Origin of the sequence: Microcoleus sp. S13_C5 (assembly GCF_036700845.1) — a bacterium.
Classification (GTDB): Bacteria; Cyanobacteriota; Cyanobacteriia; order Cyanobacteriales; family Microcoleaceae; genus Microcoleus.
This window is the reverse complement of the sequence record NZ_JAUBPR010000048.1, coordinates 24007-45528: the sequence shown is the minus strand read 5'-3', so window position 1 is coordinate 45528 and position 21522 is coordinate 24007. Positions and strand designations below refer to the sequence as shown.

General features: G+C 45.8%; 12 protein-coding genes. 6 read left to right on the top strand and 6 right to left on the bottom strand.

The window, feature by feature from the left end; all coding sequences use genetic code 11:
* The first annotated feature begins 139 nt into the window (after window positions 1-139).
* On the top strand, window positions 140-1771 hold the full coding sequence (locus QUA04_RS14805) for an ATP-binding protein (RefSeq protein ID WP_333258102.1): 1632 nt from the start codon (window positions 140-142) through the stop codon (window positions 1769-1771).
* 240 nt (window positions 1772-2011) lie between these two features.
* Here the strand turns inward: QUA04_RS14805 and QUA04_RS14800 are convergent, their stop codons facing one another.
* Complete coding sequence (locus QUA04_RS14800; RefSeq protein ID WP_333258101.1) at window positions 2012-2170, bottom strand: hypothetical protein; 159 nt, start codon at window positions 2168-2170, stop codon at window positions 2012-2014.
* Between the two features lie 136 nt (window positions 2171-2306).
* Here QUA04_RS14800 and QUA04_RS14795 point away from each other — a divergent pair, with 136 nt between their 5' ends.
* Window positions 2307-2684, top strand: coding sequence for a hypothetical protein (locus QUA04_RS14795; RefSeq protein ID WP_333258100.1), 378 nt, complete (start codon window positions 2307-2309; stop codon window positions 2682-2684).
* A 9-nt stretch (window positions 2685-2693) separates the two neighbouring features.
* Here the strand turns inward: QUA04_RS14795 and QUA04_RS14790 are convergent, their stop codons facing one another.
* The 3 genes from QUA04_RS14790 to QUA04_RS14780 form a co-directional block, all read right to left on the bottom strand.
* Window positions 2694-3503: a peroxiredoxin-like family protein gene (locus QUA04_RS14790; RefSeq protein WP_333258099.1), complete on the bottom strand. Its 810-nt coding sequence runs from the start codon at window positions 3501-3503 to the stop codon at window positions 2694-2696.
* Window positions 3504-3956: 453 nt separating this feature from the next.
* Window positions 3957-4439, bottom strand: coding sequence for an Hsp20/alpha crystallin family protein (locus tag QUA04_RS14785; RefSeq protein WP_333258098.1), 483 nt, complete (start codon window positions 4437-4439; stop codon window positions 3957-3959).
* A 482-nt stretch (window positions 4440-4921) separates the two neighbouring features.
* A complete protein-coding gene (locus QUA04_RS14780) occupies window positions 4922-8131 on the bottom strand; it encodes a glycoside hydrolase family 15 protein (RefSeq protein ID WP_333258097.1) in 3210 nt (1069 codons plus the stop codon).
* Window positions 8132-8242: 111 nt separating this feature from the next.
* Here QUA04_RS14780 and QUA04_RS14775 point away from each other — a divergent pair, with 111 nt between their 5' ends.
* From QUA04_RS14775 to QUA04_RS14760, 4 genes are all read left to right on the top strand, one after another.
* Window positions 8243-8380 carry a hypothetical protein gene (locus QUA04_RS14775; RefSeq protein ID WP_333183364.1) on the top strand — a complete coding sequence of 46 codons (138 nt, stop codon included), beginning with the start codon at window positions 8243-8245 and terminating at the stop codon, window positions 8378-8380.
* Between the two features lie 206 nt (window positions 8381-8586).
* Window positions 8587-9318, top strand: coding sequence for a WecB/TagA/CpsF family glycosyltransferase (locus tag QUA04_RS14770; protein WP_333258096.1), 732 nt, complete (start codon window positions 8587-8589; stop codon window positions 9316-9318).
* 292 nt (window positions 9319-9610) lie between these two features.
* Complete coding sequence (locus QUA04_RS14765; RefSeq protein ID WP_333258095.1) at window positions 9611-11302, top strand: AAA-like domain-containing protein; 1692 nt, start codon at window positions 9611-9613, stop codon at window positions 11300-11302.
* Window positions 11302-14850, top strand: coding sequence for a WD40 domain-containing protein (locus tag QUA04_RS14760; protein ID WP_333258094.1), 3549 nt, complete (start codon window positions 11302-11304; stop codon window positions 14848-14850). Before QUA04_RS14765 ends, QUA04_RS14760 begins: the two co-directional genes overlap by 1 nt.
* A 38-nt stretch (window positions 14851-14888) precedes the next feature.
* Here QUA04_RS14760 and QUA04_RS14755 read toward each other — a convergent pair whose 3' ends face one another.
* A complete protein-coding gene (locus QUA04_RS14755) occupies window positions 14889-16934 on the bottom strand; it encodes a caspase family protein (RefSeq protein WP_333258093.1) in 2046 nt (681 codons plus the stop codon).
* Window positions 16935-17023: 89 nt separating this feature from the next.
* Window positions 17024-21238: an nSTAND1 domain-containing NTPase gene (locus tag QUA04_RS14750; RefSeq protein WP_333258092.1), complete on the bottom strand. Its 4215-nt coding sequence runs from the start codon at window positions 21236-21238 to the stop codon at window positions 17024-17026.
* Window positions 21239-21522: the final 284 nt, after the last annotated feature.

Genomic DNA, 21522 nt, shown 5'->3' with positions numbered 1-21522 from the left:
GATCGCTGGTATTTATAATTATGAACTTTCTTTAAAGACTAAATTAGAGCTCGCCTGAGACTTTCGCAAGAGGTCTAATGAAACTCCCTACATTAATCCAGCCGGAGTTGAGGGCTACTTTGAATATATTTTTAGCCCGGTGTTTGCCGCCGATCGCACCGTCGAATCGGTCGTCGGTTTATCTCGCGACATCAGCGATCGCAAACAGGCAGAAGCAGCCCTGCAAAAGAGTGAAGAACTAAAGCGACGCATTTTAGAAAGCAGTCAAGACTGCATCAAAGTTTTAACGTTAGAGGGACGACTTCTCTATCTGAATACAGGCGGCTTGAATCTCCTAGAAATCGACGCTCCTGCATCTGTCCTGAACACCGAATGGCTTGATTTCTGGCAAGACGAAGATCGCCAAAGGGCAGAAGCAGCGCTTGCAGCAGCTTCTGCAGGCAATGTTGGTCAACTTCAAGGCTGCTGCCCCACGGCAAAGGGCAACTTGAAGTGCTGGGATGTCATCGTCACTCCCATCCGAGATGTATCAGGAATGGTTGTACAACTGTTATCAATCTCACGCGACATCACAAAGCAAAAGCAAGCTGAATCGGAACGAGAGCAGCTACTAAAACGAGAACAAGTGGCACGAGAAGAAGCAGAACGCGCCAACCGCATCAAAGACGAGTTTTTGGCAGTGCTTTCCCATGAATTGCGATCGCCCCTAAATCCCATCTTGGGTTGGACTCAATTACTGCAGAGCGGCAAACTCGATGCTGTCCGTCAACGAGAAGCCCTGGCAACCATTGAACGTAATGCCAAACTCCAAACGCAATTAATCGAAGACTTGCTCGACATCTCCCGCATCATGCAGGGCAAAATGTCCCTGACAATTACTTTCGTCAGTTTAACGTTTGTCATATCTGCTGCCGTGGAAACCGTGCGGTTAGCAGCAGAAGCAAAAAATATTCAGCTCGTGCTGGATTTTGCTCCAGAGGTTGCCCTCGTTTCTGGGGATGCAGCCCGTTTGCAGCAAGTCGTCTGGAACCTGCTTACAAATGCTGTCAAATTCACACCAAATAACGGACAAGTGACCGTTGAACTCCGGCAACTCGATCAACTAGCTCAAATTCGGGTCATTGACACGGGTAAAGGTATCAATCCGCAGTTTTTACCTCATGTTTTTGAGTATTTTCGACAAGAGGATGGCTCAACCACTCGCAAATTTGGTGGATTGGGATTGGGACTAGCGATCGCGCGACAAATTGTCGAAATGCACGGAGGGAGAGTGTGGGCACAGAGCCTGGGTGAAGAGCAAGGCGCAACTTTCATTGTGCAATTGCCGACGATGAAACAGACACCATCGCTCGTATCTGAATCCATCCCAACCCAAACAGATGCAGGACTGCTCTCGGGCATTCAAATTTTGCTGGTAGATGATGAGCCAGATACCCGTGAGTTTCAAGCGTTTCTGTTAGAACAAAACGGGGCTCATGTGAGGGCCGTTGCTTCTGGCAAAGAAGCATTGCAAGCACTGGAACAATCTATTCCCGATGTGCTCGTAAGTGACATCGGGATGGCCGAGATGGACGGTTATATGCTGCTCCAACAAATTCGATCGCGACCCCCCAATCAAGGTGGAACGATCCCAGCCATTGCACTGACTGCGTATGCCACAGAAATTGATCGACAGCAGGCACTTCAGGTCGGATTTCAAACTCATATCACAAAACCTGTGGAGCCGTCCGTGTTAGTGAGAGCGATCTCACTCTCGCTAGGACGCACCTAAAACAGCATTTTGTAGCATATTAGTAACACGACTCAACCCCTCATTGTTTCGTTAGCGCTCGCTCGGACTTTGCCTCAAGCAAATCATAGAACCGTGGTCTATGCTCCATACTCAGTTAGGCAGGCCGATGGAATGATGGAAGGGTTGTTTGAGTACAAGATGCAGCGATGGCTCCGCCCCGGATGGAGCCTACGCATTCGGAGAGGCAAGGGCATGGCGTGTTGGGTTTTGGGTTCGGTTTTAGTTTCCCAAAATAGGGGTGTTGGTGGCGATCGCAAATGGGGTTGTGTAGCGATAGCTTGCGTAATTGGGCGTAACTTGTTGCTGAAAGTCCCAGATGGGCAACAGCTTTTCTAGATGCCCATCCTTGAGGCTGTGAGCTATCCACCGTTCACCCATGCTGGGGACTCGTGCTGGTGCGGGCTATGGTGGGTAGCAGTGCAAGAATGAAGTTGTAAGTTTTCATAGAGGGAGTGAGGAAGTTCACAGCCTGAGTGGCTGCGATCGGCATCTCTCAATCAGGAGGCAAAAGGGGATGGATCAGGCAACTTTAAGGCAAATGGCGATGGCTACGTTTTCAGAAGTTGGCATTCAATTTGATGAAGCTAACGTCAAGGCGGAGATTGACGATAACTGGTTTCTTGGTGGTAGTGAGCCCACCAATCAACTTTACATTGTGCATTTGCTATTTGACGGACAAGGGCGGGAAGAACCGGGGCTACATGGTTGGGTAGAGTTCAATTGGAAAGGAGATGTGCAAAGGTGGGATCTGCTGGAACAGGATGAATATGGTAAGCAAGAAATTGCCAGCAGCAATGATGGGATTGAGTACGATCGCATGAATCCCCCTATCCGTAAGCCCATGCCCATTCGCTATCGACCGCTCTTACCCCCTGCAAGTCCCACACCATAAGGGCGGTAGTTAGTGCATACCGTCCTGCCCCAACGAGTCTCCATCAGCCACCATTTCTGAGAGAAATGTCAGGGGATTGCTCATATCAGCAGCGAAACCAAGGATGGCGCGATCTCGATGCTCGTAAACTAAATCTCCCTGAGCATTAAACAAAAAAGTTGCACCTCGTTGAGTGAGATAAGCAGCATTTGGAACATAGGTTTTCCAATTACTCAGCACTTCTCCCATATTCCGCAGCCGTAAAGTTGCCAATTCAAATGGACGCTGGAAACCCTTGCCACCTGCCCACCGGAAAGTAGAGCCTCGGAGGGGTGGAAGAGGGAAAGCCTGAATAATTTCATCATCACCAATTAATTGAGGTGCTTTTGCGTCGCCTCGATATCCTCTCCATACTTCTGCCAGAGTGCCTGGGCTACCAATCCCGGAACACATCAACAATAGATTGAGGTAAGCATTCATAGCAGCCGATAAACCGGGTAGTTTTAACGATAAACCTGGATACAGGTCAAGTTTTTGGTGCAGTTGGGCACTAGGATCTACAAACAAACAGTCGCTAGGAAATCCTGTATAACCACAGAATCGCTCACCCGAGGAGAGTGAGCCAATTCCCACAGCTCGGACTGCTATCCCTTGTGTTTCCAGCCGTTGAGCGTCCCGCTGTAACCACCAAGCATATTCAAGGCTGTCGAAATCTCCCAATTGTGGCAAGAACAGAACCAATTGCCTCATAGAGGATTCGCAACCGCTCAAGATGGGTAAAACGGCTCCATCACTCACCCGTTGGCGTGAGGTTTGGCTCAAGAGGCTATGGATATTCATCGGCTAATTATCTATTGAGGAATTGGGAAAGTAGAAAATCATCAGTTGTTGGACAGATGCTTTACTCACATCAAATCGGGCGGCTACTTTCGGAATTGATGTATCACCTGGTTGAGATGCTTTAACTATTGCGCTTGAGCTGGCATGGTATCTCTAGCTGTGCTACTTTACCACAGATAAGCCGATGATTAGAGGCGATCGCCAATCCTCTGTAGCGAGAGCAAACTCAATAAAATGGGTACCCACAAGCGTGAAATATTTTGCTCCACTAACTTAAATTAACACCAGTTCACGGCATTTGTAGGTAGCTTTTCGTTCGGCTTTCCCAAATAAAGAATACCGAGAGCAAGTGTAGCTCCCGGTATCAGCTTTTCCAGTTCCGTTGTTGTTAAGTAAATCCAATTAGGCTCTATTTGGGAAAATTTGCCTCACTCGATTAAGCACAGCAGATCTTTATTGGTTAGCCTGTTCCAAAGCAGGATTCGTTGAAGATCCAGCAATTTCGGCTAAGTTAATCTTGACGACTTTATTGCGAGCTTCCGTCACTTTGGGCAGAGTTAGTGTTAGAATGCCATCTTTGCATTCAGCTTGCACAGAGTCGTTTTGAATTGGTGCGGGCAAGGGAAGAACCCGGTGGAATTTGCCATATCGGAATTCAGAGCGGACGTAGCCAGATTTTTCGTCTGTGTTTTGGTAGCGGCGTTCGCCAGAGATAGAAATTGCTTCACGAGTCACTTGAACGTCAATGTCTTTGGGGTCAATTCCGGGCAGTTGCGCTTTTAATACGAAGTTGTCCCCAGCATCAGCCAATTCCACAGCGGGCATCCAAGTGGCTTCTGAGTTATCTCTCGTTGTTGCCAGTTGGTCAAAAACTTTATCGAGTTGCTGACGGATGGTTTCAATTTCCGTGAAAGGTTGCCAATAGCGCATCAACATAATCTGTCACCTCAAAGATTGGTAAAGCTTTATAAGAAAAGCTTGGGTTGAAGCTCATTGCTTACAGTTATTATGATGCCGCTTTCTAAGTGGGAGTAACAGTCAGGAAAACCCCACTGATTTGGTCGTATTTTCCAGAAAGAACGTGAAAGAATCAGGGTAATGGGCATTGAAGAAAACCGTACAAAGCTATTCCTAGAAACCGAAAATGCTGTGTCAACGCCATGATGAGTTTGCCGAGCGAACTCTGCATGGCGCGAGCGTCGCCGGTGTTGCCAACCGTACCAAAAATGCGGTCGGGTGATGTGTAGCAGGGTAAGGACGTGCAGAGCGAGCGTGAGCTGCTTTCTAATAGCCATCGCTCGCGCTCATGAGGATCTGAGCATAATCCCGATCAAGCTTAAATATCTCCCTTATTTCTTAGTCCGCAGAGGCGGACTTAGTTTATGTAGTTGCGGTTTCAACCGCCGAACTATCTCAATCTATCCAAATTTCGTCAAGAACCGGAAAGCATCCAGTACATGACTCGCGCAAACGTAAGGCGAAGTATTGTAAAATGCTTGCCAAGCCGCCGCTTTATCTTCGTCGTATTTATCGGCTCTTTCCGGGTATTTTCCTTGCCAATTCAACCGGACAGCGTGACCGACTAATACATCTAAAACGATATATTCTTCTACTTGCAATTCTGGGTTGCGCTGGGCAATAGCAGCCAACTCCATCAGCGCCTCAATATTGACTTGTCGGTATTCAGGTGCCACAATTTTATTCAGCAAATGCTCGATTTGTAGCGCGAAATTCTTTTCGCCCGGGGTCATTTCCGATAATATAATATGGCTATCTAACCGATTGCGCCGCTCTAATTTGTCGCCAATTATTAAGCCTTTGCAGTGCCGCAGCAATCCCCAAACACTCGGATAAAAATCTTTCGGTACGCGATTGACTGCACCTTCCATTTGCCGCTTCCGCCGCCATCCTCCCGCAGGCATTGTTGGTTCTTCAGAAACTGGCGCTACTACCCATTTAATATCTTTTTCCGGCTGTTTGACGCGCAGGGATTCTTGCTGTTTGAGGATTTGATTCATTTCCTCGTATTCTGTCAACACTTGGCGCAGGCGATTTTTGATTTCAAAGGGACTTAGCTGCATTAAATGTTCGTAAGCTTCATTTTGCGTCACTCCCAATTCGCGGGCAAACTCGCTAGTCAGCAGCAAAATAAAGTAGCTAACTCTTAGCGTCAGCAGGCCTTTAAATAACTGAGGTTCGGCTTTAATTAGCAGGCCGAGGTAGATGAGAACTTCTTGAGTTAGAACTCGATCGCGAATGTCTTCTCCGCAGAATTGGCGAATTTTGTCCATCACTTCCGTGTAAGATCCGGGTCGCGAAATTATCGAATCTTCGCTGTAAGCTTTCCCCACAGCAATCTGTTTTTGCCGCACCAAAATGTCTGTCACCGCATCGGACAAGCTGATATCAACTTTGTCGAGCAAACCTGCGGCATGGCGGATGACTGCCCATTGGATTTTTGATTGTGAACTTTCTCCAGCTTTTGTATAAACTTCGTTGAGCAAATCCACAACTTTAACTGTTTGTTCTGCACCTCCAAATCCTGTATCAAAATTTAATCCTTTGAGGCGGACCAACGTGTGTAACAACTCAATTTGTTCGTACAAATTTTCTGATTCGCGCAGGCTAGTTAGCAAGAAATTAGTATTAGTTTCGCACTCTAATTTAAATTCTTGCGTGTGACCTAAAGGCCAAGTCTTTTCAGGATGGTAAGTTAGATAGCTGCGGGTTTCTACTGCACCTGTTACCGGAGATTCGGTAAATTCAAAATCGTGCATGAAATCAATTCTTTCGGTGCCAGCAGTCAGCATTAACTGCTTAAGATTTCCGAGTTTAACTGGCGTGTTGTTACAGTGTCCATCCCGGAATTCCTTCATTAATTCTAACAACGCTTCCCGGCCGGTTTCCAGCATCGTGTGAGTCAGCATCAGCGTTACCGTAGGGCGTCCCAACTGATACCAGTGGCGGTGAATGTGAGCTATTTCGCTCTTGATTTGAGCTACTAGAAAATGGTAATCTAAAGTTAAGTAAAACTCTTGTCTGTTCAAAAATGAGGGGAGAAATACGATCGCCTCTTCGCGAATTTTAAACACCCGAGAAGTTGTTAAACTCCGCAGACGGCGCACGGGGCGGCCGGTTAAGCCTAATTGGTCGTTGCGCCCAATTTGCGTGTAAATAGCTGATAATTCTTTCGTCTGGCGGACTTGAATTGGTTCTACCTGTTTTGGGGTTTGTGCCGCAATGCCGTTAGCGGCTAATTCTGCTTGCAAATCTTCGTCTTCAGCTAACAGTGCAATTTGCACTAAAGGTTCTCTCTGTTGGCCCACTGACAGGTGCCTTCCCAGCGGGTCGATGTCGCCAACTGCGATTAATCCTTCATTTAGCAATTGACCGAGAAAATATAAACTTTGCGCCCAAACTAGGGGAATATTTTCATTGGGTAAGCGCTGCTGGCTGCGGGGATTTAGCTTTTCTGCTTCTATATTTTCGGCGGGGACGTAGTACAATTCGGGTAGTAGTGGCAAACCAGAGCGATCGACTGCTAGAGATTCCAAACGCTGCTGGTACTCCTGCACTTGGGCTTGATTTCCCTGAAATATGCCGTCCAAGAATAAATAAGTGAAAAATAGCGGCCACTCGCATTCAATGTGCTCGAACTGCCTTAATTCTGTGGGTTCGTAGTGCAGGCGATCGGCATCTTCCAAAACTGTTTGGTGTCCGTCCCGCAGAAACCGCTTGCAGCCGTATTTTCCTTGCAATTTGTCAATAATCTTATTTCGAGTCCGTTCTACTAATTCTCGATCTTCCACAGCAAAAGCCGGAAAACTAATGACGCTCAATAAAGCAGCATCTACTTCTTTTGAACTAGATTCGCGAGGCAAAAGCGATTCCAGAGTTATGCGACTTCTGGCAATTTCGTCTGGCAAAACGTGAATAACTGACGCTTGAGAACCTTTAATTCCGAACAAATCTAACCCATTTATTGCTTCCAGGGCGGCTTTTGCCATGCCAACTGAACTGGCGTTCAATTCTGCATTGCCGCGATTGATTTTATGGCCTCTTTCCCAAATCCCGTAATCGGGCGTGCGGTAGGCTCTACCGATGTAGTAAACTAAATTTTGCACGAAATTGACTTCATCAATTGTAAAAATTACGTGCAGGCCGGAAGCCGTCATTTGAGCAAGAATTAATAAGAATATAGATGTAGCGTCTAACTGTAAATGTCCCCACTTGTCATCACCGACAACAATACCCCCAGTTTGAGTATTGTATTTAGCGTGCAGCGCATCTAGCGGCGACTGAGTATTTTTAAAACGTTCTACTTTGCTCGATTGCTGCATCATCGCAAACAGCAAGCCGCGCATCAGTTTGACTGTGCTGTGTTCGAGTTCAAATGTCCTGCCCTGATCTCCATCAATTTTGCGATAAGCTAAACCCAAACCCCAAACTGCGAGAATGCTATACACGTTGTCACGCACCCAGGCATCGGTGTAGTCGCCGTGGGCGTTAACGGCGGTACTCGCCGGCAGCAAACCAGTAATTGGATTTTGGCGCTTGAGAATGATGTTTTTGATTTGCTGGTAGTAATAATCTAACCTGGTTTGCCGCTGGGTTTTTGCGATCGCCATTTCGTTTTCCTTCTTTTTCCTGATGCGAGTAGATTTGCGGTGAATAGACTTTTAAATATATCAGAGATTAGATCATTTCTCAAGTTATCCAAACACAAGAAGGTAATTGCCATGTCTACCCAAAACCACAATAACAACAGCGTTCCTTTCGTAAAAGTTGTCTACTCTACAGTGAAAATTAATGGTAAAATTGAGCTAGTACCGATGGAATGGTACGCAGACGGCTCTGTCAAAAAAATCGAACACTAATGCTCGATCGCACTTGGCGGGCAAACTCTAATGAACTTGCGCGACCCCTCGCTTACAAAAAAACCGGTTTCTGGGCAACCCAACGATGACTTAACAGACTCTTGGTGGCACAAACCGGGTTTTTTGTGTCCAAGACTGGTCTAGCGTCGATCGCCAATCTAAGCTAATTTAAATAACTAGGTGTGTAGGAATCTCAAAGAAAAAATATGGATGGATCGCGCCCGCAATTTTCAGTTCTGGGACTACCAGTTCACATATTAGATGATTATGCAGGTTGGCTGATGCAGCGCCTGCATCAAGGGTTAGGAAGTCATGTGGTGACGCTGAATGCTGAAATGGCGATGCAAGCCGAGCAAAATCAGGCCTTAGCAGATGTAATCCGCCAAGCGGAACTGGTGATTCCCGACGGTTCGGGAGTAGTGTTGTACTTGCGGCTGCGTGGCAAACCGGCACAGCGCTATCCGGGGATTGAATTAGCAGAATCGCTGCTGCAGCAAGCCGGAAAATTACCTGATTCGGAACCACTATTTTTCTTTGGAGGTTCCCCAGGAGTGGCGGCTGCGGCGGCCAAAACTTGGCAGCAAAAAGTTAACGGATTGTCGATTACTTCTCAACACGGTTATCTTTCCGCAGAGGAAGAGAAAGACTTCCGTGAAAGCCTCAAACAAATGCAGCCCAAACTGATTTTTGTCGGCTTGGGAGTGCCGCGCCAAGAATTTTGGATTGCCGAACACCGACACCTTTGTCCTCAGTCAATTTGGGTGGGAGTTGGTGGCAGTTTTGATATTTGGGCGGGAACAAAAGACCGCGCGCCGGCTTGGTTTTGCGACAATCATTTAGAATGGCTGTACCGACTTTATCAAGAACCTTGGCGGTGGCGCAGGATGTTAGCTTTGCCACAATTTGCCTTGAAAGCTTTGGGAGATTTTAGAGCTTAAAAGTTCCCTCTAGAATCGGGTTTACGGGAGTTATGGCTGATATTGCCGATCGCGCGTAAACCCGCCGCTACAATAATTGTGGTTAATTTACGTGACATGATACAGTATATCCCCGTAGAGCTGGTAAACTTAATCTAGTAAGTAGATCGGCATGAAAAAACAATAATATCTTCTATGGGCGATCGCGAGCGAAGATATATAAAAGCCGGCATCAAAGCCTTGTCCTCTTCACTAGATATTCTTGGGGCGGAAACGGAGTAATAGCGAATCACCTTTAGTCAAATTCGGATTTATGAGTAGTTCCCCAAGAAAGAAAAAAACGCTCTTGTTTTTAGCAGCGAACCCCAAAAACTCCACGCCCCTGCGCTTAGATAAAGAGGTTCACGAAATTTCAGATGCGTTGCAACGCTCTAAAAAGCGTGACAAGTTCCAACTGGAGCAAGAATGGGCAGTAACGCACACGGATATGCGGCGGGCAGTATTAGATTATAATCCGCAGATCGTTCACTTTTCGGGGCATGGTGCAGGAGAGGATGGTTTAGCTTTAGAAGATGAAACCGGGCTGATCAAGTTGGTAAGCGTACAAGCCTTAGCAGCCTTATTTGAAGTATTTATGGATCAGGTTGAATGCGTCGTGCTGAATGCCTGTTATTCAGAAGTGCAAGCAAATGCGATCGCACGTCATATACCATATGTTATTGGTATGAACAAAGCCGTTGGAGATAATGCTGCACGGGAATTCGCCGTGGGTTTTTACGACGCATTAGGCGCGGGGAAATCTATAGAATTTGCCTATAAGCTTGGCTGTGTCAGTATCAGCATGGCAGGTATTCGCGAAGAATTGACTCCGGTACTGAAAAAGAAGTCAGATTTTTCTGATGCTCCCGTTAGCGATATACTTGAGGAGTCGTCGCCTGCGGTGGCAAATGCGGGTTCGCTCCCCTCCCCACCTGTTTCTCTTCTCAATTTAGATAACCCAGAAGGTTCTGTTAGCTTAGATTGTCAGCTATATATCGATCGTCCTCCCATTGAATCGGACTGCTACCAAACTATTGCCAAACCTGGAGCTTTGATCCGAATTAAATCACCCCGTAAAATGGGTAAAACTTCTTTATTACAGCGCATTTTACACCATTCAAGAGAACAGGGACATCAAACTGCCTATTTAAACTTTCAATCTGCTGATGGTAATTTTCTTAGTAATCTCGATCAGTTGTTGCAATGGTTTTGTGGTGAGATTACCAATGAGTTAAATTTAGAAGACCGAGTAGCGGACTACTGGAAACAAGGCATGGGTAGCAAACAAAAATGCGGCAACTATTTTCAGCGCTACCTGTTAGCAACAATTAATACACCATTAACGTTAGGATTAGATGAAGTCGATCGAGTTTTTCAATATCCCCAAGTAGCGCAGGAATTCTTTGGTTTACTGCGGGCGTGGCACGAAAAAGGAAAAAACGAACCAGCTTGGAAAAAACTGCGTTTAGTAATTTCCCATTCCCAAGAAGTTTATATTCCCTTGAATATCAACCAATCGCCTTTTAATGTAGGTTTACCAATTGATCTACCAGAATTTAACCATCAAGAAATTGTTGAGTTAGTACAAAAACATCAACTGAATTGGCCGGCTCGCAAAATAGAACAATTGATTGGAATGGTAGATGGGCATCCTTACCTGTTAAGAAAAGCCCTTTATGAAATTGCTCGCGGTTATTTGACCTTAGAGGAATTTTTACAGACTGCGCCTACTGAAGAAGGAATTTACGGCGATCATTTACGCCATCATTTAATTAATCTCACTGCCGATCCAAATTTGGAAGCAGCAATGAAACAAGTAATTGCTAGTTCTGTTCCGGTACGATTAGAAGCCAATCTAGCGTTTAAACTTCGCAGTAGGGGTTTAGTGAAGTTGCGAGGTAATGATGTGATTCCTCTGTGCAATCTCTGCCGCCTTTATTTTAAAGATCGATTGGGAGTTCATTAATGAATGACAAACCTGATTTAGATTACGAATATCAAGTAGGTGGTAGCCTACCTGTAGATGCACCCACCTATGTTAGGAGACAAGCTGACCAAGATTTTTATGACGGATTAAAAGCCGGAGAATTTTGTTATGTTCTCAACTCGCGACAGATGGGTAAATCTAGCTTGCGCGTGCAAACAATGGCTAGATTGCAGCAGGAGGGATTTGCCTGTGCTGCCGTTGATATTACAGCAATTGGTACTGCAAATATTACTCCTAAAGAGTGGTATTTTGGAATCATTGACTCGCTGGTAAATAGTTTTGAACTCTACAATAATTTCGATTCCTATGAATGGTGGACGAGTCACGAACTGATGTCTCCTGTCCAACGTTTCAGCAAGTTTATCGGAGAGGTATTACTTAAATTTATTGATAAATATATCGTTATTTTTGTTGATGAAATTGACAGCCTATTGGCTTTGCCCTTTAATATTGATGATTTTTTTGCAGTGATTCGTGATTGTTTTAACCAGCGTGCAGACAAGCCCGAATATAACCGTTTAACCTTTGCTTTGATTGGGGTAGCAACGCCTTCCGATTTAATAAGCAATCAGCTTCGCACTCCGTTTAATATTGGTCGTGCCATTGAGTTAACGGGTTTTCAATTAGCAGAAGCACAACCTTTAGCAGTAGGGCTAGAAACTCAAGCAGAAAATTCTCAAGCCTTGTTAGAAGCGATATTATCTTGGACTGGCGGACAGCCATTTTTAACGCAAAAAGTTTGTAAATTTCTCAAGAATTATCTAAATTCCCAATCAATCGAAACTCCCCCTGATTTGGTAGCAAAGTTAGTCGAAAAGAAGGTGATTGAGAATTGGGAAGGACAGGATGAGCCAGAGCATTTAAAGACGATTCGAGACCGCATTTTACGCAGCAAGCAACGTACCAGTCGGTTGCTGGGGATATATCAGCAAATTTTACAACAAAATCAGATAGCCGCTGATGATACTCCCGAACAAATGGAACTACGCTTAACAGGTTTGGTAGTTAAAAAATCTGCTGAACTTAAAGTTCATAACCCTATTTATCAATTTGTTTTTAACCTGGATTGGGTAGAAAAACAATTAGCGAATCTCCGCCCTTACAGAGAAAGTTTTAAAGCTTGGGAAGATTCTGATTGCCAAGATGAATCGCGATTCTTGCGGGGTCAGGCATTGCAAGATGCTCAAACTTGGGCGGCAGGCAAAAGTTTGAGCGATTTAGATTATCAGTTTTTAAATGCCAGTCGGGAAGTACAACAACGGGAATTTGAACGGGAATTTGAAGCTGAAAAACAGGCTAATCAAATTTTGACTAAAGCGAATCAGACGCTAACCAAGGCACAGCAAAAGGCACGATGGATTACAATTGGAACCTCTGTTTTTGCCGGGGTGGCTATGTTAATTGCAACTGGGGCAACTTTTTTTGCCGGGAAGCAAGTCACTCAAGCTAATAATTTATCAAATACCATTCAGGAAAGTGCTTTTTCCAATCAATCATTTATTTCTGGACAGACATTTCAAGCACTGCTGGAAGCATTGAAAGCCGGAACAACATTAAAAAAACTAGATGCTTCAGCCAACACGACAAAAGACATCAAAGGACAAGTGATGGGTGCGCTGCAACAAGCAGTTTCCGAAGTAAAAGAGCGCAATAGTTTGGAAGGGCATAGCAGTTCGGTCTATCGCGTAGCCTTTAGTCCCGATGGCAAGACATTGGCTTCTGCTAGCCATGACAACACCATCAAATTGTGGAACCTGCAAACCCAAAAACTGATCGCTACCCTCTCCGGGCATAGCGATTGGGTCAGAAGCGTCGCCTTTAGTCCAGATGGCAAGACTTTGGCTTCTGCTAGCGCCGACAAGAGCATCAAACTGTGGAACCTGCAAACCCAAAAAGCAATCGCTACCCTCAAAGGGCATAGCTATTCGGTCAGAAGCGTCGCCTTTAGTCCAGATGGCAAGACTTTGGCTTCTGCTAGCCATGACAAGAGCATCAAACTGTGGAACCTGCAAACCCAAAAACTGATCGCTACCCTCTCCGGGCATAGCGAGTCGCTCAGAAGCGTCGCCTTTAGTCCAGATGGCAAGACTTTGGCTTCTGCTGGCGATGACAACACCATCGAATTGTGGAACCCGCAAACCCAAAAAGCGATCGCTACCCTCAGAGGGCATAGCAGTTCGGTCTATAGCGTCGCCTTTAGTCCAGATGGCAAGACGTTGGCTTCTGCTAGCGATGACAACACCATCAAACTGTGGAACCTGCAAACCCAAACAGCGATCGCCACCCTCACCGGGCATCGGAATTGGGTCAATAGCGTCGCCTTTAGTCCAGATGGCAAGACTTTGGCTTCTGCTAGCGCCGACAAAACCATTAAACTGTGGGACGTGCAAACCCAAACAGCGATCGCTACCCTCACCGGGCATAGCAATTCGGTCAGTAGCGTCGCCTTTAGTCCAGATGGCAAGACTTTGGCTTCTGCAAGCTATGACAACACCATCAAACTGTGGAACCTGCAAACCAGATCCACCCTCACCGGGCATAGCAAAAAGGTCAATAGCGTCGCCTTTAGTCCAGATGGCAAGACTTTGGCTTCTGCTAGCGATGACAAGACGATCCAACTGTGGAACCTGCAAACCCAAACAGCGATCACCCTCCTCATCGGGCATAGCAAAAAGGTCAATAGCGTCGCCTTTAGTCCAGATGGCAAGACTTTGGCTTCTGCTAGCGCTGACGGTGCCATCAAACTGTGGGACGTGCAAACCCAAAAACTCATCGCTACCCTCACCGGGCATAGCAATTCGGTCAATAGCGTCGCCTTTAGTCCAGATGGCAAGACTTTGGCTTCTGCTAGCGCCGACAAGAGCATCAAACTGTGGAACCTGCAAACCCAAAAAGCCATCGCCCTCCTCACCGGGCATAGCAATTCGGTCTATAGCGTCGCCTTTAGTCCAGATGGCAAGAGTCTGGCTTCTGCTAGCGCCGACAAGAGCATCAAACTGTGGAACCTGCAAACCCAAAAACTCATCGCTACCCTCACCGGGCATAGCAAAGATGTCAATAGCGTCGCCTTTAGTCCAGATGGCAAGATTTTGGCTTCTGCTAGCGATGACAACACCATCAAACTGTGGAACCCGCCAACCCAAAAACTCATCGCGATCCTCACCGGGCATAGCGATTGGGTTTATAGCGTCGCCTTTAGTCCAGATGGCAAGAGTTTGGCTTCTGCTAGCGCTGACGGTACCATCAAACTGTGGGACGTACAAACCCGAAAACTCATCGCCATCCTCACTGGGCATCGCAATTGGGTCTATAGCGTCGCCTTTAGTCCAGATGGCAAGACTTTGGCTTCTGCTAGCTATGACAACACCATCAAACTGTGGACTTCAAGGTCTGGGGATTTTGATAAACTGATGGCATTAGGCTGCGAGTCAATAAGTGATTATCTCAAAAACAACCCGAAAGTGACAGCAGAGGATAAACAGATGTGTTCTGATTACATCAACCAAAAGTCAATCAAAAAGGACTAGGCAAAAACAGCCAGCAAGATGCGCGCACTACATTTTTTTCACCTCAGCACATATTCCACCTTTTCCGTCGTCCATTCATTACTCGCTTTAGTTACAACCTCCGCCATGCGCCCCTGTAAATCTTGGTCTAACGCTGGCAATTCCCACAAGTGATAATTCGTTGCATCCAAAGTTGCAAATACTTTTATTACATTTACCCCTTCCTCATAATTTTCTGGCAATGATAGTTTGAGTGCTTCTGTTGTCTCTTCTTTGGGTTCTACAACTTCATAATTCGCACCTTTGGGATAGATTTGTAAAATCCGAAAATCCATATCAAATATCAAGGCAGTGATATTTAAACTTCGAGTAGATTCATTGTGAATTACTAAAGTGATATCTTCTGCACCATTTTCTAATACAGGAACGTTACCATCAGCATTCAAAACCACAATTTGCCGTTTGACTGATTTAACCAATTCAACCTTAAGTTTGCCATTTAAGCGAGAAAAAGCATCTTCATTATCCCACTCCAAACGATTTTGATATAGGGTAATATGGATTAAGCGATTAATTAGCTTTTTAGCTGCTTCAGGTGCATCAACTTTGATCGGAACAAGAACATTTTTGATAGGTTCTTTATTCGCGTCTAAAATTAAATATTCTCCTTGAGGATTCACGGAAACAAAATAATTCACATTCTCATCTTTTTCGGTTTCTGGACAGAATTCTATCCAGCTATGATTTTCAACTTCCTCTTTTGTAGTTTCGAGTACACCAGGAAGTGATGACACATCTACACCAGGAATTTGCGGTATTGGTGAAGGCAGAAGAATCCGAACTTTGCGAATTTGTTCCAACGGTGGCCCTACATAGACAGCAGGTGAACCTATTTCAATTATTCCTTCTCTTAATTTAGGTTTGAGTTCTCTGGTTGTAAATTCGTTGTGTAGCGCCGTTACTTCTGCCCAACAGTCGGATGCTCCCAACTCTACAACTTTAACCGTAGCAATTCGCTGTTCGCTCACATTAAAATCCCTCGTTCTGAATCGAAAAATATCGAATTCTGCCCCTTTTTTAATGCCGCTAGCTTCACCCATTTGCAATTGGACTCGGTTTTTGGTAATATCTACTTTCTTCACCGGAGGATTACGATTAGCAACGACCGATTGACCGCCCCAAAAAGTGCGATTTGTATCGCCAATCAACATCGGTGTTTGTCGGTTAAAGTCATTGTTAACTTGATTAGATATTTGATTGAACAAATCTTCTACAGCAAGTTCTGTCCCCCGGTATTCTCGCAAAGCTTTTAATAAAAAATAAGTTAAAGCGCCGTTGCGTTCCGTCCCTTCAAAAATCTTTTCAATAGCCAATTCATTATCTCGGCAAGCTGCTATTAAGGTATAACCTTTCGGTTCTGGTAACAAACCATTGACGACGGTAATATTGCGACTATTTTCTGTTGAAGCTTGCCAATTTTGTGCTAGTTCCTGAAGTGGTGCAACTAAACTATCTGTATGTCGGGAAGTGGTGTCAATAAAACCGCCACTGCGTATACTCCAGTCATCTGTTTCTATATCTCTGGTTGCGCCACCGGAATGACAGCTATCGAGTACCAGGGTTACAACTAACTCTTTTGCCACCATTTCTTCCAGGAGTTTGGCAAATTCCAAATCTCGCAAATAGCGTGAGTTTGGTTGACCGATATCGCAGGGAACCAAAGCTTCATCTAAACCTATAGAACCCTTGACATCTTCAAAAATTGTTTTCGCCCGTCCGCCGTGACCGGAGTAGTGAATATATACTCGGTCTTGAGGTTGAGCTTTGGCGGTTAGTTCTTTGAATTTGGCGACGATATTTTCATAAGTTGGTAAGAGTTCCGGGGGTTCTTGGGGTTGGTTGGGATTGTCGGAAGCAGTCGCGGTGAGTTTAATAATTTGGTCGGGTGTGAGGTTGAAGGTGTCTTTTAAATAGGTTTCGACGTGGTTGATATCTTGAACGCATCCTCGCAAGTTTTTGTAGTAGTTACCTTCTGGTAAGCGATGGGGGAAGTAGAAATTGATGCCGATGAGGAGGGCGTAGAAGTTGGGGGTTTGGTTTGTCATGGTTGTTGGTGGGTAAGGGGTTTGGGAAAAGTTTTATTTTTATATGGGAGTGAGGTTGAGTTTTTTATGCAGTTTTCAATCTAAAATTATCAAAGCTTTTTGCATAAATCTTTGTCAATTTCCAGGGCATCTGCATCATTAGGATTAGGTATAAGGTAATTGTCTATGAAATTGCATCCTTCCTTGAGTAAATAACCAAAATCCCACCGCCACAGTCTCACAGTCTTGTCACTACTGCCAGTCGCCAGCAGCTTGCCATCGGGGCTGAAACTGACAGCATTAACCCAGGCTGTATGCCCGCTGAGGGTTTTAATTTCTTTACCAGTGGAGGTATCCCACAGTTTCACTGTCTTGTCATGACTGCCAGTAGCCAGCAGCTTGCCATCGGGGCTGAAACTGACCGCCCAAACCCAGGCTGTATGCCCGCTGAGGGTTTTGATTTCCTTGCCGGTGGAGGTATCCCACAGTTTCACTGTGTTATCCCAACTGCCAGTCGCCAGCAGCTTGCCATCGGGGCTGAAACTGACAGCCCAAACCAACTCTGTATGCCCGCTGAGGGTTTTAATTTGCTTGCCGGTGGAGGTATCCCACAGTTTCACTGTCTTGTCATCACTGGCAGCGGCCAGCAGCTTGCCATCGGGGCTGAAACTGACAGCCCTAACGCTTTCTGTATGACCGCTGAGGGTTTTAATTTGCTTGCCGGTGGAGGTATCCCACAGTTTCACTGTCTTGTCACGACTGGCAGTCGCCAGCAGCTTACCATCGGGGCTGCAACTGACAGCCCAAACCGAGTCTGTATGCCCGCTGAGGGTTTTAATTTGCTTGCCAGTGGAGGTATCCCACAGTTTCACGGTGTGGTCACTACTGCCAGTAGCCAGCAGCTTGCCATTGGGGCTGAAACTGAGAGCCGAAACCAACTCTGTATGCCCGCTGAGGGTTTTAATTTGTTGACCGGTGGAGGTATCCCACAGTTTCACTGTCTTGCCACCACTGGCAGTCGCCAGCAGCTTGCCATTGGGGCTGAAACTGACAGCCCTAAGCGAGTCTATATGGCCGGTGAGGGTGTTAATTTGTTGACCGGTGGAGGTATCCCACAGTTTCACTGTCTTGTCACTACTGCCAGTAGCCAGCAGCTTGCCATTGGGGCTGAAACTGAAATCATTAACCGAGTCTGTATGCCCGCTGAGGGTTTTAATTTCCTTGCCGGTGGTGGTATCCCACAGTTTCACTGTCTTGTCATCACTGCCAGTCGCCAGCAGCTTGCCATCGGGGCTGAAACTGACGCCCCTAACCGAGTCTGTATGCCCGCTGAGGGTTTTAATTTCTTTGCCGGTGGAGGTATCCCACAGTTTCACTGTCTTGTCAATACTGCCAGTAGCCAGCAGCTTGCCATCGGGGCTGAAACTGACAGCCCAAACCGAGTCTGTATGACCGCTGAGAGTTTTAATTTCTTTGCCGGTGGAGGTATCCCACAGTCTCACACTATTATCCCAACTGCCAGTAGCCAGCAGCTTGCCATTGGGGCTGAAACTGACAGCCCAAACCGAGTCTGTATGCCCGCTGAGAGTTTTAATTTTTTTGCCGGTGGAGGTATCCCACAGTTTCACGGTGTTGTCACCACTGGCAGCGGCCAGCAGCTTGCCATTGGGGCTGAAACTGACAGCCGAAACCCCGTCTTTATGCCCGCTGAGGGTGTTAATTTGCTTGCCGGTGGAGGTATCCCACAGTTTCACGGTGTTCTCACTATTGCCAATGACCAGCAGCTTGCCATTGGGGCTGAAACTGACAAGATAAACCGAGGCTGTATGCCCGCTGAGGGTGTTAATTTGCTTGCCGGTGGAGGTATCCCACAGTTTCACTGTCTTGTCATCACTGGCAGTTGCCAGCAGCTTGCCATTGGGGCTGAAACTGACAGCATTCACTCGGTCTGTATGCCCGCTGAGGGTGTTAATTTGCTTACCAGTGGTGGTATCCCACAGTTTCACGGTGTGGTCACTACTGGCAGTGGCCAGCAGCTTGCCATTGGGGCTGAAACTGACACGATTAACCGAGTTCGCGTGTCCGCCTAGAGTGTTTGGTGCTGCCACATTAGAAACTGTATTTAATAATGACAATTCTACGTAGGTCTGGGTATTAGCATCTACCCAAGGTGTACGTCGCATTTGCACAACCGCTTTTAAACTGGTTTTGAGAGCTTTCGTCCCATCTAAATTTAAAAGCCCGTCGGAATATTGGGCCAGAGAATTAATTTGATTGATAGTAGCACGCCACCAACCAACACCAGCTAGTCCTGCTAAACCCAAAGCGATCGCCGAAAAGCCACTTAGCCCGATAATTGTCAGTCGCCGCCTGCGTTGCTCCTTTTGTCTTTCTCTATCCCGTTCTTTAACACTAACCTGAATATAATCTCGCTCCTCCTGCGTCATTTCATCGGCACGTTGACGCAACCAATCTTCCGCCACACTCAACGGCACACCCCGCAACATTGCCCCAGAGTCATGGTTGTTATTTTTCCACTCGCGTAACGCCACCTTCAGCCGTTCTTGCCAAGTCCGAAACTGACGGTTAGCATTTATCCACTCGCGGAGAGTTCTCCATTGCCGAATTAGGGTTTCATGCACCAATTCTACGGTATCTTCCTTTTCTTGCCGTCCCGTCACTACCAAACGCGCTTGATATCCAGCTAAATAACTGACCAAATTCCAGTTGTCTTCCCCCACTTCCGCACGGCTAGCAACGCGCCTGGTATCCTCCGTTCCTTCCCCCGGACGCACTAATTGCACAAATATTCGCTGTGCCTGTTTTTTCTCGGTTTCACTCAGTTTTTGATAAACCTGTTCGGCATGATTGGCAATTGCTTTTTTTACCCCGCCAATTTCCTCATAAGCTTGGTGAGTTAACTCTCGGTTTATTTGCTTTTCCCATAACCGAGTTACGGCAAATTCTAATAATGGCAAATTTCCCGGTTCTTCCTCCACATCATCAAGAATGCGTTGGGTTAATTGTGCCTCAAATTCTACTTCCAGCTTTTTGGCTGGTAATTCAATTGCTGCCTGTAATTCCTCCCATTTCATAGAACTGAGTAACTGTGGTGTATACTCTTGGAACGCATCCCGCAACGGACGATAAGAAAGGGCATAACCGTAAAAATCAGCCCGTAAAGCCAAAACTAATGTAATATTTTTTTGTGCAATAGCCGTTAGTAAACCATCAGCAAAATGTTCCTGTTCTTTTTTGAGCTGAGAAAAAGTGTACAGTTCCTCAAATTGGTCTGCAACTAACAACAACCGTTTACCTGGGTTGCGCTCTAAAATGCGAGAGACGAGTTGCTGCAAAGTGATTCTACCGTTTCGCAAATCACCGGCTAGCCCCATTGTTTCCCGCAGTTGTTTAGTTTCACCTGCTTCGGGTTCTAATTGCCGCACCAAGGCAAAAGCTAACTGCACAAACGGTTCTTTGCCCGGACGGAAAGATTCAATTAACCAGTTTCCCTCTTTTCGCAATTGGGGAATTAATCCCGCATACACCACAGAAGATTTACCGCTGCCACTTGGCCCAACCACTGCTACCAAAGGTTGTTTGTGCGTTACTTCTACTAAATTACTGACAAATTTCTCCTGTCCGAAAAAGAAGTCGGCATCTTCTTCCCCAAAGGCAGACAATCCTTGGTAAGGATTCGGAGGAATCTCATCTTCAACAGCAATTACACCCTGAGCAATCGTAGCATCAATTAAATTCTTTTTCAATAAAACAGGAGTTTCATGCTCTCGGAAACTCATCATCTGCGAGCAACCTAACTCGTAGGATTCTTCGAGCGTATATCCAGCAGCAATCGCATCATAAAACCCCACGGCAAAGGCAATGGATGCTTTATCCCCCACGGCTTTATTCATGCCAATGACATAATTAACGTATTGGCTAATCGCCTCGGCTTGTACTTCGGAATAACAAGCATTGAGAATTACACAATTTACACCTTTCTGGGCAAACAATTTAAACATACTAGCTAGGGCGTTTGTCTGGACCAGCGCCATTTTTCCGGTATCGTCTTCTAGGACAATTCCATCTGCTCCAGCACCATGTCCGCAAAAGTGGACTATGTTGGGTTGATAATCTAAAATAGCTCGGTAAAAGTCACGGGAACGCACGGCCCATTTTTGTTCTAATTTATACTGATCTCGCTTATTTGCTCGTCGCAATCCTTCATCAATTTCCCGGATCTCTTGATCCAATCGCAGGGGAGCGGTATTGGTAGGATTGGCTGCCAGAATCAGAATTGTTTTGACTGTGTTGTTGTTAGTCATTGGTTCGGAAAGTGCTCTGGTTTTCTGGAGCTTTTACCTTATGTTTGCTTAACGAGATTTCTTTTACTTAAACTGATAAAGGTCTTTGTATTTCTATACGGTTCAGTCTTAGTATACCAAACTGGCAATAAAATCTTTGATGTGCGTTAAGTAAGTTTACACTGTCACAGAATGTAAAGCTATCAGAACCGGTGGGATTGATTTGCTTGAGTTCTTCAACAAATTTAACTGTGTTTGCTTTATTGCCGGTTCGATAGTAACTTTCTGGCGATTAAAATGTTACA

Coding starts and splice junctions, on each gene's coding strand:
- QUA04_RS14800 (WP_333258101.1), bottom strand. CDS start 2,170: ATGGGTGAACGGTGGATAGCTCACAGCCTCAAGGATGGGCATCTAGAA.
- QUA04_RS14795 (WP_333258100.1), top strand. CDS start 2,307: ATGGATCAGGCAACTTTAAGGCAAATGGCGATGGCTACGTTTTCAGAA.
- QUA04_RS14790 (WP_333258099.1), bottom strand. CDS start 3,503: ATGAATATCCATAGCCTCTTGAGCCAAACCTCACGCCAACGGGTGAGT.
- QUA04_RS14785 (WP_333258098.1), bottom strand. CDS start 4,439: ATGTTGATGCGCTATTGGCAACCTTTCACGGAAATTGAAACCATCCGT.
- QUA04_RS14780 (WP_333258097.1), bottom strand. CDS start 8,131: ATGGCGATCGCAAAAACCCAGCGGCAAACCAGGTTAGATTATTACTAC.
- QUA04_RS14775 (WP_333183364.1), top strand. CDS start 8,243: ATGTCTACCCAAAACCACAATAACAACAGCGTTCCTTTCGTAAAAGTT.
- QUA04_RS14770 (WP_333258096.1), top strand. CDS start 8,587: ATGGATGGATCGCGCCCGCAATTTTCAGTTCTGGGACTACCAGTTCAC.
- QUA04_RS14765 (WP_333258095.1), top strand. CDS start 9,611: ATGAGTAGTTCCCCAAGAAAGAAAAAAACGCTCTTGTTTTTAGCAGCG.
- QUA04_RS14760 (WP_333258094.1), top strand. CDS start 11,302: ATGAATGACAAACCTGATTTAGATTACGAATATCAAGTAGGTGGTAGC.
- QUA04_RS14755 (WP_333258093.1), bottom strand. CDS start 16,934: ATGACAAACCAAACCCCCAACTTCTACGCCCTCCTCATCGGCATCAAT.
- QUA04_RS14750 (WP_333258092.1), bottom strand. CDS start 21,238: ATGACTAACAACAACACAGTCAAAACAATTCTGATTCTGGCAGCCAAT.